This window comes from Rhizobium sp. BK418 (genome assembly GCF_004341105.1).
Taxonomy (GTDB): Bacteria; Pseudomonadota; Alphaproteobacteria; order Rhizobiales; family Rhizobiaceae; genus Rhizobium.
This window is the reverse complement of record NZ_SLZK01000010.1, coordinates 21,188-35,511: the sequence shown is the minus strand read 5'-3', so window position 1 is coordinate 35,511 and position 14,324 is coordinate 21,188. Positions and strand designations below refer to the sequence as shown.

The window sequence follows — 14,324 nt, the reverse complement described above, 5'->3', positions numbered from 1 at the left end:
CTGCGCCATTTGACTTTGCAGGTCACGGTTTGGATGGAGGCAGAGATGGCGTCGAACGAGGATCGCATCAGGCAAAGGGCCTACGAGATATGGGAACGGGAAGGCCGGCCACATGGCGAGGATATGAAGCACTGGCTGGAGGCATTCCAGGAGATTGCCGCGAAGGCGGAGGCGGATGACCAAGCCGCCAAGAAACCTCGGGCCAAGAAGGCGACAGCCACGGATGTAGCGCCGAAGTCGAGGGCAAAACCAAAGGCCGGCAGCGCACAGGGCGTTTCGACCACAAGCCCGCCTCCTGCAGGCCAAAGAACAGCACGAGGAGCTACAAGGCACTGAGGCAAATCTTCGGCTGTCGATGCAGGTTCGACCCGACGCAAGATCACGTCGCGGTCTTCCCGCTCGGCGATGTCACTATCGAAGTGAGGATCTCCAGTCCGCATCGTCGGGCGGGACATATCAACTTTCATGCCGCACCTTGTCCCAGGTCGTGCTAGCGCCTTAAGCTATAGTCCCCGCCTTGTCATCGCAACGGGATCCATCAGGTTCTGCAGATCGGCGAGCCGGCCGGAACTGGTCGAATTGCTCATGGCCGACATTGACGCGCTGCGGAGCTGCCCTGAACATCGGATAAGCCCCGCAGCAGATCGAGGATCTGTACGCGGCTATCACCGCCAGTCGCGGTCCCAACGATCGTAGCGCCTGTATTCGCGCCATTCGCCGCGATAGGGGCGACCCCAACCATAGCCGCGATCCCATCCGTAATAGCGTGGCGGTGGTCCCCATCGATTGGGGCGGCAGAAGCCGCGGGGGCTCAAATGATATCCGCGCCCGCAAGCATAATCGACCGTTAGGACATTCGAAGTGTTCGCAACGGCAACGCCGCCCACAGGCGCCGCGTTCGCCACTCCTGAGGTTGTTCCGGCCGCAAGAAGGGCCACTGTGATAAGCAGTTTTCGCATCTGGACTCTCCTGATGTTGTGGCCATATTTAGCGCGCGTTGGCGTGAACCGGCGCTGAAGACGCCGTTCACGCAAGCGACAGCTTCCGCCGCTAATCGCGCTCCCACCGATCACGTCTGTAATCGGCCCGTCGATCGTTGCTAAGCGACATCGTCAGCGAGGAGATGCCGTGTTGTCATAGTGCAGCGAGGCTGCCTCGACCTTGTCAGCGTTGGCCGCTGCCCATGAACACAGTGCTTCAAACGGCTCGCGCAGTGAATGGCCGAGTGGGGTAATCGCATATTCCACGCCAATCGGCTGCGTCGGGAGTACGGTTCTCGTCACAAGGCCGTTCCGCTCAAGCCTCTTCAAAGCGTCGGCCAGAGCTTTGTGCGTGATCCCATCGAGGCGCCGCTTGATCTCGTTGAAGCGCGAGGGTTTGGGACAGATCACTGTCAGTATCAGGATTGTCCATTTGTCAGCGATCTTGTCCAGCACCGGGCGAACCCGTGCCATGTCCTCAAAGGCGCACTGAGAAAGGGCTTCCAGGTCAGTATACTCGTCCATATCTAGGCTACTTCAGGTGCGTAATTGATACCAGATATAGGACGTATATCATGATGAGACCATCAATTGAAAGGATTCACGATGGCTCGAATGAGTAACAAGGTTGCCCTGATCGTCGGGGGCGCCAAGGGTATCGGCTTGGCAATTGCAGAGCGGCTTTCTGCCGAAGGGGCGAAGGTCTTCATTACCAGTCGTAGAAGTGAAGATGCCGAGAAGGCGGCCAAGGGTATCGGCAATGACGCGGTCGGCATTGCCGCCGATGCCAGTGTCCCCGAAGATATGGTGGAGGCTGTCGAAAAAGTGCGAAAAGCATGCGGCCGTATTGACGCACTCGTATTGAATGCGGGTCTCTCCGAGCCTGCGCAAATCGCGGACATAACGCCAGACCACTTCGACCGCCACTTCGGCGTCAACGTCCGCGGGATGGTTTTCGGTCTGCAGGCGGCTCTCCCCGCGATGATAGGAGGTGGATCGGTCGTCCTCGTTGGATCCATCGCCGATAGCGCGGGCTATTCTTCCTACGGAACCTACGCCGCCACCAAAGCGGCCGTCCGTTCCTATGCCCGAACCTGGACGGCAGAACTCGCGCCCAAAGATATCCGCGTCAACGTTGTTGCGCCCGGGCCAACGGATACGGAAATGATGGCTGCGGTTCCGGAAGACATGCGTGCAGCACTTGTCGCTCCGATCCCGATGGGGCGAATGGCGCGGCCTTCAGAAGTCGCTGCAGCCGCCTTGTTCTTGTTGAGCGATGACGCGAGCTATATCGCCGGTGCCGAACTGTGCGTCGACGGCGGCTTGCGGCAAGTCTAAGGAGCTCTCAACGCGCTGTACCCGATCCTCAGTAGGTCGGGTATAGCAAAACGCGCCGGACGATAGATCGACTTTGAGCCGGAGCCGTTCAACATCGAAAAGAAGTCACTGAACATTGATCTTGTTAGCGCCTCCTCTGTCCTCGGCAAACCCCGTCTGCCTGTCATGAAACGTCGGCTTCGGGCCGGCCATCACAGAAGCCGCGCCGCCCTGCCGCTGCGCCGAGTCGCGCTGTTGTAATAGCTCGACGCTTGTTGAATCGAGCGATGGCGTGATTGTTCCATCGCTTCGGGAAGAGGGATACCGCGGTTCGCTGCTTCAGTCAGGTATCCTGACCGCAGCCCGTGCGCCGAAAAATCTCCAGCATCCAATCCAGCCAATCTCGCCCGCCGCTTGACGATATCGTTGACCGCCTTCGGGTCGAGTGCCCGGCGGGATACATTGCCCCAACGGTCGATCGCCCGAAACACACTGCCGCTGTCGATCTTGGCCGCCGCCAACCAGGCGTTCAGCGCGTCGACCGGCCGACCGACGAGATAGACGACTTCATCCTGGCTGGCCCCGGAGTTCTTGGTACGGCCGAGATGAATTGAGAGCGAGGGGAGGGGGAGATCCTCGCCACCCATTACTGGCGCCTCGACCGTCAGCTGCTCCTTGCGCAAACTGGCGATCTCGCTGCGCCGCCGGCCGCCGGAGGCAAAGGCAACCATCAGGATCGCCCGGTCCCTGATATCGCGCAGGCTGTCGCCGCCGCAGGCGGCCAACAATTGGGCAAGGACGTCACCGGTGACCGCCTTTGCACTCTTGCGCCGTCGAGGCCGCGGCACGGCGCGCACCGCAAGCCGAATGGCGGATTTCAGGGCAGGGGAGGGAAAGGCGCCGTCGAGGCCTCGCCACTTCGTCAAGGTCGACCAGCTGGCGAGCCGCCGGCGCACCGTGTCCGGCGCATGCGGTCCGGCAGCCCGCAGGGAGCCACCCTCCCGCAAGACCCGGTCAACGGGGGCCGGCATGCCATGATCGGGATCGCTCTCCCGTTTCGCCGGATCCCACAGATGATGGGCGACGAATTTTAATAGCAGTGCTTCGGACGCTGGCCAGGGCAGGGGAGCGCCGGTCGCGGCAAGCGACCAGGCTTCGAGGTAGGCCAAGTCGGACGACAGCGCCCGAAGTGTATTGTCGCCCATCCCCTCGTTGACCAGATGCCGCAGCGTCTCGACGTCGGCGTCGGTGAGTAGTTCGGCGAGCTTGTCGCGGCGGTCGATCGGCAGTATGGCGGCGATGGTGTCGAGCGCTTCGGCCCGACGTTCGACATCGGTCGCAAGTGGTCCCGACGCCAGGGTCATCCAGCGCTCTCCGCCTGTGGTCGCCAGCGCGCGATGATCGCTTCGAGTTCGCTGCGGTAGTCGTAGGGATAGATGACATCCTCCTCGCGGGCGAGAAATGTGAAGATCGTCGCCATGTCCGCGGCGACATGCGGATCGACATTGGCGAGATCGGTCAGATCGAAGCCGCCATGCACTTCGGCGTTCCACCAGGCCAGCAGGAAATTCGCCACCCGCCGGCCCTGGCTGGTGTCTTCGTGGGCTACGTTCAACAATTTCTCCGGCGCAAATCTCACTCGGTCTTCGATCACTCTGTGTCCTTCACTGCGACGACGACGGGTGAAGTTTCAGGTCCGTCTTCCCAAAATCCTGACCCTTGAATAGGAGCGGCGCCTTGGCGATTGCGGCCACCGCATAGGAAAAACAGTCGCCCATGTTGAGGCCGGCCGGATGACGGCCCTTACCGAAAAGTTCAAAAGCCTTCTCAGCGGCGTAGTAGTGCCGCTCACCAAAAGCCACGGCGGTGACATTTGGCAAGGCAACCAGCTGTGAAATGATTGTCGCGGCATTGGGAAAGTTCTTGCCGGCCAGCACCATGCGCGCTTCAAGTAAGGTGGGCCACCCGATCACGATCTCCTCACCGGTAACCAGCGCATGAAACTGTTCAGCTTCAGGCTCGCCGAGTGCGGTGGCGACAATGACCGACGTATCGACGGCGATCATTTCGGTAAGCCGTTTTCGTCGTAGAGGTCATCATGCGCAGAGGTTGTGCCGGGCGGCACGGATCGTCGGCCTTCGACCATCAGTTCCCAGAGCGCGTCACCAGGCGTCTGCGTCGGGTTTTGCCGCAGTTCCCGGTCGTAGCGCTCGAGCGCAATTTCGACAAGCTTGTTGATCGGCTGGCCGGTGCGCTTCGCCAGCGCATGGGCGAGATCCCTGGCCTTGGTGCTGCGGACGGAGAGTTGCGGTTCGGACATTGCGTTTCCTCATCGAAATCGTGCCTGAAATATAGCGGTCGGGGCTTCAGATGGCAAGGGAAACAGGGTTGGATGGCTAACTTCCGATAAGCAGTACTTATCGATGGTTATCGCACCACTTGAAGATCATACGATGTGAGGAATCGTAATATTCATATAGAGTTCGTTTAGCAAATCATTTACCATGATTTCAATGGCTTACGATCTAACAAAAATCAGCATGACAGCCCTCATGCGCCCGGCTTGCGACGCCGGCGTCGCGCTCACCCGGCTCGATGAGCGGATTGCGCGCTCGGCTGTCGGCGCCGGCTTCCTCGAGCGCCAAAATTTCGCCGACGCCTGCGCCTCGCTGTGGATCGACGGCGAACTGGTCCATCTTGAGGACCTCGTGTTGCACGACGCCACCCGCGATATCCGCACGCCCACCCACGAACTCACCATCGCTCGTGACGTGTTGCGCACCCGCCGGCGCATTGCTGCGCAGGCGCCGGATTGGGTCCTAACGGCAGAGGGTATCCGAACCTTACGACAGACGTCAGACACCAACCCGCTTTGCGCTGGGGCAATCGAGCCGGCCGGCGTCATTCGGCCTGCTGTCGCCTCCGATCCGGAAGGAGAGGGGGACGATGGTGATGACGCGGAAAATCTGCCTGGCGTCGACTATGCCGCCATCGATGCGCTGCTGGCCCGGGCGGACGCGGCAATCGAGAGTGCCAAGCGGCCCGGCGGCCGCGTTCAAGACAGAGACCCAATGATTTACGATCTCGACTGGGACGAGGATGCCCGGCTCGACGAATGGCGCGGCGTGTTGCGCCAGGCCGAAGATCTTCCGGCGGTGCTGCAGGCGATCGTCGCCCTCGATGCCTGGAACGAACTTTCCGTCCTGCAGCATGCGCCGTGGCTTGGCCGCCTGTTTGCCGCGTCGATCCTGCGGCAGGCCGGCATCGCCACCGGCGCGCATCTCGCCGCGATCAATCTCGCCCTGAAAACCATTCCCGTCGATCGGCGCCGGCATCGCGACCGGGAGACCCGGCTGCTCGCCATAGCTCACGGCCTGATCGCAGCCGCCGAGCTCGGTCTGAAAGAGCATGATCGGCTGGCGCTGGCGCGAAAAATGTTCGAGCGGAAGCTGGAGGGGAGGCGGACGTCGTCGAAATTGCCGGAGCTAGTTGAGCTGGTCATGGCAAAACCGCTGGTGTCGGCCGGCATGGTGGCAAAAACGCTGGATGTGACTCCGCAGGCGGCGCGGCGGATCGTTCTGGAGCTCGGCCTAAGGGAGATGACGGGGAGGGGGAGGTTTCGGGCATGGGGGATTTTCTGAGCGCCAAAAAAGCTGCGTCCTCTGCGGATCCGCGTCGCAGTCACGCAAGGTTCAATCCCAATACTTGAGCCGAGATAGCCGTTCACATAGGCTTTGCAAGGCTTCTCGGGTAGTCCTCTCTCCTGTATGAAAGCGGGAAGATAGGGTTCGCGCGAGCGCTGTGCAACGATGAAAACGCCTGCTTACGAGGAATATGGACAGCCCGAGCGGTTGCAGAGCATGCAAGGTATTACCCCGGAAATCGGAGCAAGGATCGGCGCCATCGTGACCTTCGGATCGGCGATCGAGTACCACTTAGAAAGATACCTTTGGCACGCTCTGAAGCTCCCCTATAAAAACGTCAGACCTGTCACGGATCTGAAAAAAATCACTGATCTGATCAAGATGCTTGCCGACCACGCCACAACGCTTCCTGTGCGCGAAGAGCGCTCCTTCTTGGAAAATTGGTGCACAGCTGCCCGGCTCGCGTTCGAAGTCAGGAATGACCTTGTTCACGGCCTGCCTATCAGGATGGAGACCACAGTCGTCTTCAACCGAAATTCTAGATGGGAAGGCGAAGAAAGGAAAAAGGATTTCTCTGACTTCTGGGCCGAGGACTATGCACTCGACCGTATGCGAGCGTTCATGGCTGTTTTGATGCGCAGTATCATAGAACTACACGGTGGCCGCTACACACTATCCGAGATTGCCGTTCAACCGTTAACCGTCCGAGCTGTCCGGGAGGTGAAAAGGACCCTCGAAGAGCTCGCGGACCGATCCTACAATCCCACATTCGAGAAGTATTAATGGCGGTTGACGTGGACGATTTTAATCGCCTGCACGCTCTGGGATTAAGCTTCCCCGTGATATGCGACATTCTTGATGGGAAGCGAGACGAGATGACAGAGCTTGGCATGGCTGCAGAGCGCGCTGCTGTGGCAAAATGGTGTAGAAGGCGGAAAAATGTCCCAGCTACGTTGACGGCGCTTTGGGACCTGTCCCCGGCCAACTTCTATCTTGCCTTTGATGGAGATGCTCCAAACAAGCACGACCCCCATGATTTCGCCCTTATCGAGGCAGACGTCGCCGAGGTCCATCGTAGCCTCACCTACAACGCCAGTCGTGACAAGGATCCTTGGCACAGAGAGTATAAATCCAAAAGCTGCAAGACGGCTTATAGGTGGCTTAATGGACTTTTGGTTACGCCGCCCGTGATCCGACGCTTCCAAGACCAAATCCATATCGACGGGGGGATGCATCGATATCACCTAGCCCAAGCCTACAAAACCTCAAGAATGCCCTTCCTCATTCGGAGGGATGACTGCGGGGAAGTTTTAGATATTCTTAGATCGGGCATCATCATCTGGTCAGCACCGGTTCCCTCACCGCCGCTAGTTTCAGGCGGAAATCCTGACCAGCCGCCGCAAACTTGAATAGATATTGGCCAACATCTCGCTTCGACGTCGAAGCTGATCCAGCCACAGCCTAACTTCCAGTTCCCGAAAGTTCCAGTTGTGTTCTGCTACGCTGTTGCGAAAAGTACCGGCAGCCCAAGATCAGTCGTAGAAATTGGCGCCCCTAAAACGGGATGTCGTCGTCCAGGTTTCTTGAGAAATTTCCGCCTGAGGAGCCGATAGCGGTGATGGTCACTTCGCCCTCGATAATTGCAAACGGCGGCGCGCTCCCCACGACGTGGTGACGACGTGCAAGACGCTGCGCAGTCTCCGTGAATGGCGTCTGACCCTCGTTTCCGGATGCTATCATAAGTCCGGCTTCGGTATAGTAGGAAATAAGGCGATCTAGCGTGCTCCGGGTTATCTTGAAGCAGCCAGCCGTTTCGACTGGAGCGAGCTCCCCAGCGATTGCTGAGGCGATCTGTACGCATGAAGCATCGTGATCGATGTTGAAGTAGAACTCGCCGTTCCAGTCGTTCGTCGACACATAAAGGTTGGAGAAGAACAGTGGAAAGAAGGATATCCAGGATCCCTGGATTTTGGCGGAGCTGCCGCGCTTCGTGCCTTTATTCGACGTCATCGGCAGGAGGGTGAGAGTAGTGAGCTCGTCGGCGTTAGGTAGCTTAGGAAGCGGTATCTCGACGCTGAGGTTGCCGAGCGCAATACGAAATTTCTCATTTTCTTTGCGGACCTCATTCAATTCCTCAAGCGTGTCGATACTTGCGACAGCGTCTCCCCGAATCCAGCCAACACGCGGCTTGGTCGCCTTCGCGTGATCTAGTGCCTCACGAACGGCCAACTTAAGATCGCCAAGTGTCGTCCAAGTCTTCCGCAGGCGTTTATGCTCGGCCTCTTTGATGAAGTCTTTCAGGGATTGCCGTCCAGAATCGGTTGGCTCGAGGCTTTCGGCCGGGATCTTGCCCGGCTCTCCGTGGAGCATCACCAGAACAGGGACACCTTTCTCCACGGCATATCGAAATTCCTTGTGGGTGTAGCTAAGGCCGTCTTCGGCCGGGCTGCCGTAACGTCCGGCGATGATGAGGACGTAGTAGTCACACTTATCGATCAGGGACTTGATAAACTCGAACTGATCTTCGTCGGCGGCCGGGAAGGACTCCATCTGCACAGGAAAATCCCCCATGCTTATGATTACATCCTGTACAGCGCGGCGCTCTTCGCGGAGATCCTGAAATGTCGAACTGATGAAGACCTGATACCGCTTGTCGTGCACGCTGCGTTCCTCTAGATCCGGCAGCGTCAACACTAGTTGTGTCCGTCCAAAAGGTCCACGACTGCAGGCAAAGGCAGCTGCGCGGCCGCCCAATATTCCACAGCTTCCCTCACGGGTTGATCCCTGCCGAACTGGCGCGATTCAAGGAACGGGTCGCGCGCCCGGCGAGTCGAGCTCCCTCGACGGCAACCAGTTCGCCGGCGCCTCTCTTTGGATCGCGAGCTGGTGCATATCGAGTACCCCGTGCTCCACGACGCTATCGAAATATCCGCACCTCGACCCACTAACTGACTATGGCCCGCTACATCTTGCGGACCCGCAAAATTGCTGGGAGACGGCTGTCGTCAAAATTGCAGAAGCTGGTCGGCTCGTCATGGCGAAATAGCTGGTTTCGGGGGATGGTCGCGAAGACTTTGGACGTGACGCCGCGAGCGGCGCGGCGGATTGTATTGGAGCTGGCCTGCGTGAGGTGACCGGTAAGGCGGTAGGCCATGAGGCCCCTCCTGCTGTTCTGGGATAAAGAGTATATAGACGCGGATTATTCCAATGGTAGCATAACGGCATCGTTCTCCCGGGAGTCGCATGTCAGTGTCCGACCGATACGATTTCGCCAACTTGTCGCCAATCGAGTTCGAGGGGTTATGCGCAGACTTGGTGGCTTCGGAAACCGGGCTTCGGTTCGAGACGTTCGCTGAAGGCCCAGACGGCGGTGTGGATGGCCGCCATGGCAGAGCGGACGGCGATATCATCATCCAGACGAAACACTACAAGAACAGCTCTTGGTCGGATTTGCAAAAGGCAGTGAAGGCAGAGAGAAAAAACGTCGCGTTGCTAGGTCCGTCCGAGTACTACCTCCTCACTTCGCAGGCGTTGACCCCGAAGAAAAAAGAGAAATTGATATCATTGCTGGATCATCCCTCCGTTGATGCATCTCGTGTGTGGGGGCGTACGGAGTTGAACGGCTACCTCGCAAAGCATTCTGCGGTCGAGAGGCGTCATATCAAGCTTTGGCTATCCAGTGCTGCCGTCCTTGATAGACTGCTCAAGAGCGACATCGCGGTATTCAGCGAAGCGACAGTTGAGGAAATTGAAAGGATCCTCAATGTCTTTGTCGTCAATCCCAGCCTCAACAGATCAGCAGAGATTCTGAAATCAACTCACTGCCTGATCATTTCGGGCCCCCCAGGGGTCGGCAAGACAACGCTTGCTCAGGTACTTGCCGCTGATTACAGCGAGGAGGGTTGGGAGCTGGTATCCGTCGCTTCGATCGATAATGCGTTCCGAGCATTTCGACGCGACGCGCGACAGGTCTTTGTCTTCGATGATTTTCTGGGGAAGATCAGGCTCGATGCGGCGTCTCTGGCGCGCGACGACGGACATATCGCGCGGTTCATGTCTGTGGTGCTCAAGGATAAAACGAAGCGCTTCATCCTGACGACGCGCGCATATATTCTCAACGCCGCGCGCGAGCTTTCGGAGGCTCTCGACGACAAGAAGGTCGAACTATCCGAGATGGTGCTCGATCTCGCGACCTATACCAGAGAGCTGAAAGCTCGAATTCTATATAACCATCTCTATCACTCAGAAATCGATCGAGTATCGATCGATGCGCTGCTTGAAGGTGACGTAGTTCGTCAGATCGTCGATCACCGCAACTACATGCCTCGCATCATCCAGTGGATGACAGATGAGATAATGCAACGGCACGTGGCGCCGTCCGACTATCCCAAGGCATTCCTCGATACCCTCGCCAACCCTGAGAAGATCTGGGAGAAAGCATTCAAGCAGCACATTAGCGGTAAGGCGCAGATTCTCCTCCACTGCATGTTTCTTTCGGAACAGGAGCGGTACTCAAATAGCGGCATCAAGCTGGATACGCTCAGAGGCTTCTTCAACCGTGCGATCATAGAATTTGGCACCATAAAAAGGGCGGAACTGCGAGGGTCGATTTTTGAAGAAACGCTTCGCGAGGTGAAGTCTTCGTTTGTCGTCATTGAGAATGACAAAGCAAACTTCATAAACCCTTCTGTCCAGGATTACCTTTCTCGCGAATCCTCAGATGTCACTGTCGCCGCTACGCTTGCGGGGTGCGTGCCAACGGTTTCGGGAGCATTGTCGATATGGAAAAAGCTGGACTTCAAAGTCACTGATAGTGTCCGGCACCAGGTCGCCGTATCGCTGCTGGAAGCTTTGTCTGACTCATCCGTATCTGGCAAGCTTGCCCTACATGAGCTTGCGGGTTTCGTCGGTGAACTCGTCCTCAAAACCGGTGATGCCGACTTCTGTCGGCGCCTCCGTAAGCAAGGGCTTGATAACCTTTTTTGGACGGTCACGGCGAAGCTTCCGATGCTCGTAGGCGAGCTTGAGACCGGTGTGTACAGCCATCTTCCTCACGCCAAGGCTTACGCAAGGTATCTGAGGCTGGAGGTATACAGGTATGTGTCTTCAGAGCGTGAGTACGCGATGGAGATTGAAGAACTTTCCGAGCTCGCGACAAACCTCGTGGCCTCCCCCGTCGAGATGTCGGAGGAATTCTATCGCAACTTCAAAGAGGCGGCTGAAGAAGCGGGGGATGCCCTCGAATTGAACTCGATCGGCAAGGACGAAGATGCTGAACAGGTAATTGGAGAGTGGTTGGATCATTTTGACAAGATCGAAAGCCTGACTTCCACGTCTGCATTCTACTGGAAACGGAAAGACTTTGAGGAGCGACTCGCATCGATCCAACAAATGGAGGAGTTTCGACAGCAGATGGAGGAAAGGAGGGGTTCGACACCCCGCTCGCAGTCGTCGGGCCAATCGCGCCCGGCCTATGATAGGGGTTTTTCCAATGAAGATCTCCGGTCGATGTTCTCTTCTCTAAAGAAGAGATGACTAGCCTGGTGCCCTTTTCTCGACGTTTAGATCAGTCACCGCCTACGAAGGCTATCATCCCGCGAGCCGCCTCGCCATCATCAAAGGAAACCATATGTCCCCAGTAGAAGCCGGATGTATTCGGGAGTTATGTCGAAAACTTGCCTGGAGACGAGCGCCCCGTCAGGATGGGCCTGGAGGTGCTCGCCGTTTTCAAGGTCGTAGTAATTGAGAGCGACTTCTCTGGGCCATTGGAATTTTGAGTCGAACGGCACTTCTGCATACGGATTGAAATAGACCTGAAGCCCATCGAGATGGGTTTCACGATGAAACGATGAGTGCTGAACAATCACGTCTGCACCCTCAATCTGGTGCTCGCTTTCTCGTCGCTGCGTCAGGAGGTAGTTCATCGGGGCGAGCTGAAACCTGTGCGTCCCGAGCTGCCAGAGCTCCGAATCTGGCGCAATCCGGTCCTTGTCGATTACCCTGTAGCGAGTTGCCCGCACGAGCCTATCGATTTTGCTTTCAACGACTGCTTTTCCAAATGTCCCGACCGTCGAGAAGAAGACGGCGCTGATCTCCTTGAACGAATCGTTTGTGAAAATTCCCATCTCAACGCGCGCCCCCGACGGCTTCAGAAGAGAGCTCATCTTGTCTTGCTTCCCAAGTTCTGGCCCTTCGAGCACGGGCGGCGCCAAGCCAAAGAGGACCATGTTGATGAGTTCGTTGTTTTGAGTGAGCGAGAGGTCGCTATCGAAGGGAGCGATCGCAATCACAAACGGCCGACCTCGAACGTGGCTCATCGAGAAATACGGGTACTTCTTTCCATTCCTTCCGCGGTAAAGATCCAGCTTGTCCTTGATTTTCCCCGCAAGTTTCAGCGCACCACGGATCTTGAAATCTTGCACGTCAAAAGTTTTCTGCTGCTTCGCGGTCGGAGGTTGGTCAGAGACGACAGCCTCTACGTTGAACTCGTAGCCTCCGAGTCCTCGGACAAAGAAATCCGGCGCTGACTTTGAAAAGTCGACGCTGCATCCCAAATCAATCAGTGCTCTGTTCAGGTAGAGTTCCCACATCGAGGAATTGAAGGTCGTTTGAAATTCCTTGATGAACTTCTGGCTCTCTCCCCTTCGGTCCAGCAGTCCCGTAGCCCAGTTTTGAATGATGGGCTGCACCTTTGCGTAGTCCGGATCGGCGGAGATAAGACGAAAATGACGGTGGAGTTTTTCCACGCCGAACCTTGGGTCAAACAATCCTAACATTCTTGTTTTCTTCGTGAATTACAGTTTCGCATCTCGGCGGCCGTGCTGGGCCCTGCTGCCAACAGGTCTCGATTAATATTTCCCGCGGTCCAGGCGCCGCAAAAACAGCCTCGCTGCGACGAGATTGATCTGGAGCCTGAACGTAGCGTCCTCCTCTTCAGACAGCCCAGGATGGCCGCCGTGGGGATGCATTCGGCTCATGAGTGCTTGGACAAAGGGAGATTTTTTGCCGTCAGGACTCCACTCATTGTAATCTGCCAGTAGAAACGGCGGGTTGACGCTTCCGCCCAAGAAGTCTCGCTTCTGTCGGCTGTCCAAGGTGGGATCGCAACCAGCGAGGACCGCGATCTCGTTAAAGTAGCTCTCAAGGAAGTTCCGAAGCTCGCCATTTGCACCTGACCATTCGCCTCGCTGGAAAGCGGACAACGCTCGAGACAAATGGCCTTCGGCTGTGGTCAGTCGGTGTTTGCTGAGAAGTTGAACGACTTCGTTCTCAGCCTCTCTCATGTCTAGCTCGGGCGCATCGGCTGGCAACATCCTCACAAGCGCCGCGGATGCATTTGGGGCCGGTTTTCCCCACACGTCTTCGTCTTCAGTAGGTTCAACGATTTCAAAACCGTCGAACCTGAGACCTGCTTTCAGCTTTTGCCAGGACGCCGTGTCCTTTTTAGTTAACCAGTTTGCGAGGGCCTTCTCGATTATGGCACGCTCCAAGCTGACTTGGCCGGATTCCGTATAAACTAATAGACCACCTTCGATAGCAGCTTTGGAGAGGCTGACGACCCTTGCCGACTTGCTTCCTCCGCCTCCCCGATCCTCAATACCCCATTGCACTTCGAAAACATCAATGTCGCTATGGGAATAGCTATCGGAAATAACTTCCGCAGCGGCAACCACTGTCATCCTGTTAAATTCACCCATCGTCCTTCTGCCCCTGGTCGGAATTATAAAGCAAGATCATTGAACTTGCGCACAAACGCAGCTTGCAGATAAGTGTCGGTGAGTAGATCACGGCCGTAGCCATCGATGTAGCCTTCAATTAGCTTTTGCAACGCGTCTCGATAGATGATTTTACGGGAGCAATCGACGCCGGTCTGCCCCGACGCATGAATGGTCCAACCGCTCTTGGTCCTTGCCTCGTGCAACAATGCGCAACGAACCTTCCGATAGAATTCGACAGCATTGTCACTGCTAAATAGTGCGTTGAACGGCGCAGTTTCCGACAAAAAAGATGCAAAGAGCTCTCCGCTCGCGCTGTACTCGAAAGGCGGCTGGGGATTTTTGTGCCGATAGATCAGCCCACGACGGCATGCCGCGAGAAATTCCAGCATGGCACACTGAATGGAGACTATGCTGAAACCTTCGCCCTCCCAGCTTCCCTCGTTCTGGAGAAGGCGTATGGGTTTGAGATATCGGCTTTGCAGTCGCGCAAATAAAAAATCCTGAAACGCCTCGGCCCAAAGTGAGGCGTCACCGCCGATCACCAGCTGGCTGGAGACTATCCACCAGTCTTCAGCGCTTCGTCGCGGCGCGAGATAAATGCCACGAACACCTCCGCCATTCTTATCGATCATGCCTCTCCCTCCCTCTGCGAAAGTCTACCTGAG

At 57.0% G+C, this 14,324-nt stretch carries 17 protein-coding genes; 6 read left to right on the top strand and 11 right to left on the bottom strand.

Annotated elements, in window-relative coordinates:
- The first annotated feature begins 33 nt into the window (after positions 1 to 33).
- Positions 34 to 336: a DUF2934 domain-containing protein gene (locus EV281_RS28250; RefSeq protein WP_348631036.1), complete on the top strand. Its 303-nt coding sequence runs from the start codon at positions 34 to 36 to the stop codon at positions 334 to 336.
- Positions 337 to 665: 329 nt separating this feature from the next.
- Here EV281_RS28250 and EV281_RS28245 read toward each other — a convergent pair whose 3' ends face one another.
- A complete protein-coding gene (locus EV281_RS28245) occupies positions 666 to 959 on the bottom strand; it encodes a hypothetical protein (protein WP_132657890.1) in 294 nt (97 codons plus the stop codon).
- A gap of 153 nt (positions 960 to 1,112) precedes the next feature.
- A complete protein-coding gene (locus EV281_RS28240) occupies positions 1,113 to 1,505 on the bottom strand; it encodes a helix-turn-helix domain-containing protein (protein WP_132657888.1) in 393 nt (130 codons plus the stop codon).
- Positions 1,506 to 1,586: 81 nt separating this feature from the next.
- Here EV281_RS28240 and EV281_RS28235 point away from each other — a divergent pair, with 81 nt between their 5' ends.
- Complete coding sequence (locus EV281_RS28235) at positions 1,587 to 2,318, top strand: SDR family oxidoreductase (RefSeq protein ID WP_132657887.1); 732 nt, start codon at positions 1,587 to 1,589, stop codon at positions 2,316 to 2,318.
- A 191-nt stretch (positions 2,319 to 2,509) separates the two neighbouring features.
- Here the strand turns inward: EV281_RS28235 and EV281_RS28230 are convergent, their stop codons facing one another.
- The 4 genes from EV281_RS28230 to EV281_RS28215 are packed head-to-tail and all read right to left on the bottom strand — an operon-like array spanning position 2,510 to position 4,617.
- Complete coding sequence (locus tag EV281_RS28230; RefSeq protein ID WP_132657885.1) at positions 2,510 to 3,661, bottom strand: site-specific integrase; 1,152 nt, start codon at positions 3,659 to 3,661, stop codon at positions 2,510 to 2,512.
- Positions 3,658 to 3,948 carry a hypothetical protein gene (locus EV281_RS28225; RefSeq protein ID WP_132658049.1) on the bottom strand — a complete coding sequence of 97 codons (291 nt, stop codon included), beginning with the start codon at positions 3,946 to 3,948 and terminating at the stop codon, positions 3,658 to 3,660. The genes EV281_RS28230 and EV281_RS28225 overlap by 4 nt, the downstream gene beginning before the upstream one ends.
- 13 nt (positions 3,949 to 3,961) lie before the next feature.
- Positions 3,962 to 4,363 (bottom strand): type II toxin-antitoxin system VapC family toxin, encoded by a 402-nt coding sequence (locus EV281_RS28220; protein WP_132657884.1) that lies wholly within the window; start codon positions 4,361 to 4,363, stop codon positions 3,962 to 3,964.
- Positions 4,360 to 4,617: a type II toxin-antitoxin system VapB family antitoxin gene (locus EV281_RS28215; protein WP_132657882.1), complete on the bottom strand. Its 258-nt coding sequence runs from the start codon at positions 4,615 to 4,617 to the stop codon at positions 4,360 to 4,362. Before EV281_RS28215 ends, EV281_RS28220 begins: the two co-directional genes overlap by 4 nt.
- A gap of 184 nt (positions 4,618 to 4,801) precedes the next feature.
- On the opposite strand from EV281_RS28215, the gene EV281_RS28210 reads away from it, so the two are divergent.
- From EV281_RS28210 to EV281_RS28200, 3 genes are all read left to right on the top strand, one after another.
- The gene (locus EV281_RS28210) at positions 4,802 to 5,938 is read left to right on the top strand and encodes an RHE_PE00001 family protein (protein WP_165911976.1); all 1,137 of its coding nucleotides are present in this window, start codon (positions 4,802 to 4,804) and stop codon (positions 5,936 to 5,938) included.
- A 168-nt stretch (positions 5,939 to 6,106) separates the two neighbouring features.
- Entirely contained in the window at positions 6,107 to 6,724 is a 618-nt protein-coding gene (locus EV281_RS28205; RefSeq protein WP_132657878.1) for a hypothetical protein, read from the top strand.
- A gap of 11 nt (positions 6,725 to 6,735) precedes the next feature.
- Positions 6,736 to 7,350, top strand: a complete 615-nt coding sequence (locus EV281_RS28200) for a hypothetical protein (RefSeq protein ID WP_132657876.1) — start codon at positions 6,736 to 6,738, stop codon at positions 7,348 to 7,350.
- Between the two features lie 145 nt (positions 7,351 to 7,495).
- Here the strand turns inward: EV281_RS28200 and EV281_RS28195 are convergent, their stop codons facing one another.
- Both EV281_RS28195 and EV281_RS32090 read right to left on the bottom strand, forming a co-directional pair.
- Entirely contained in the window at positions 7,496 to 8,635 is a 1,140-nt protein-coding gene (locus EV281_RS28195; RefSeq protein WP_245508388.1) for a DUF4062 domain-containing protein, read from the bottom strand.
- Positions 8,636 to 8,903: 268 nt separating this feature from the next.
- Positions 8,904 to 9,095, bottom strand: a complete 192-nt coding sequence (locus tag EV281_RS32090) for a hypothetical protein (protein ID WP_132657875.1) — start codon at positions 9,093 to 9,095, stop codon at positions 8,904 to 8,906.
- An 89-nt stretch (positions 9,096 to 9,184) separates the two neighbouring features.
- On the opposite strand from EV281_RS32090, the gene EV281_RS28185 reads away from it, so the two are divergent.
- Complete coding sequence (locus tag EV281_RS28185; RefSeq protein WP_132657873.1) at positions 9,185 to 11,476, top strand: restriction endonuclease; 2,292 nt, start codon at positions 9,185 to 9,187, stop codon at positions 11,474 to 11,476.
- A gap of 80 nt (positions 11,477 to 11,556) precedes the next feature.
- Here the strand turns inward: EV281_RS28185 and EV281_RS31880 are convergent, their stop codons facing one another.
- From EV281_RS31880 to EV281_RS28170, 3 genes are all read right to left on the bottom strand, one after another.
- The gene (locus tag EV281_RS31880) at positions 11,557 to 12,717 is read right to left on the bottom strand and encodes a hypothetical protein (protein ID WP_132657871.1); all 1,161 of its coding nucleotides are present in this window, start codon (positions 12,715 to 12,717) and stop codon (positions 11,557 to 11,559) included.
- A 72-nt stretch (positions 12,718 to 12,789) separates the two neighbouring features.
- Complete coding sequence (locus tag EV281_RS28175; RefSeq protein ID WP_132657870.1) at positions 12,790 to 13,638, bottom strand: hypothetical protein; 849 nt, start codon at positions 13,636 to 13,638, stop codon at positions 12,790 to 12,792.
- Between the two features lie 23 nt (positions 13,639 to 13,661).
- Positions 13,662 to 14,291, bottom strand: a complete 630-nt coding sequence (locus EV281_RS28170; protein WP_132657868.1) for a hypothetical protein — start codon at positions 14,289 to 14,291, stop codon at positions 13,662 to 13,664.
- Between the last annotated feature and the right edge of the window lie 33 nt (positions 14,292 to 14,324).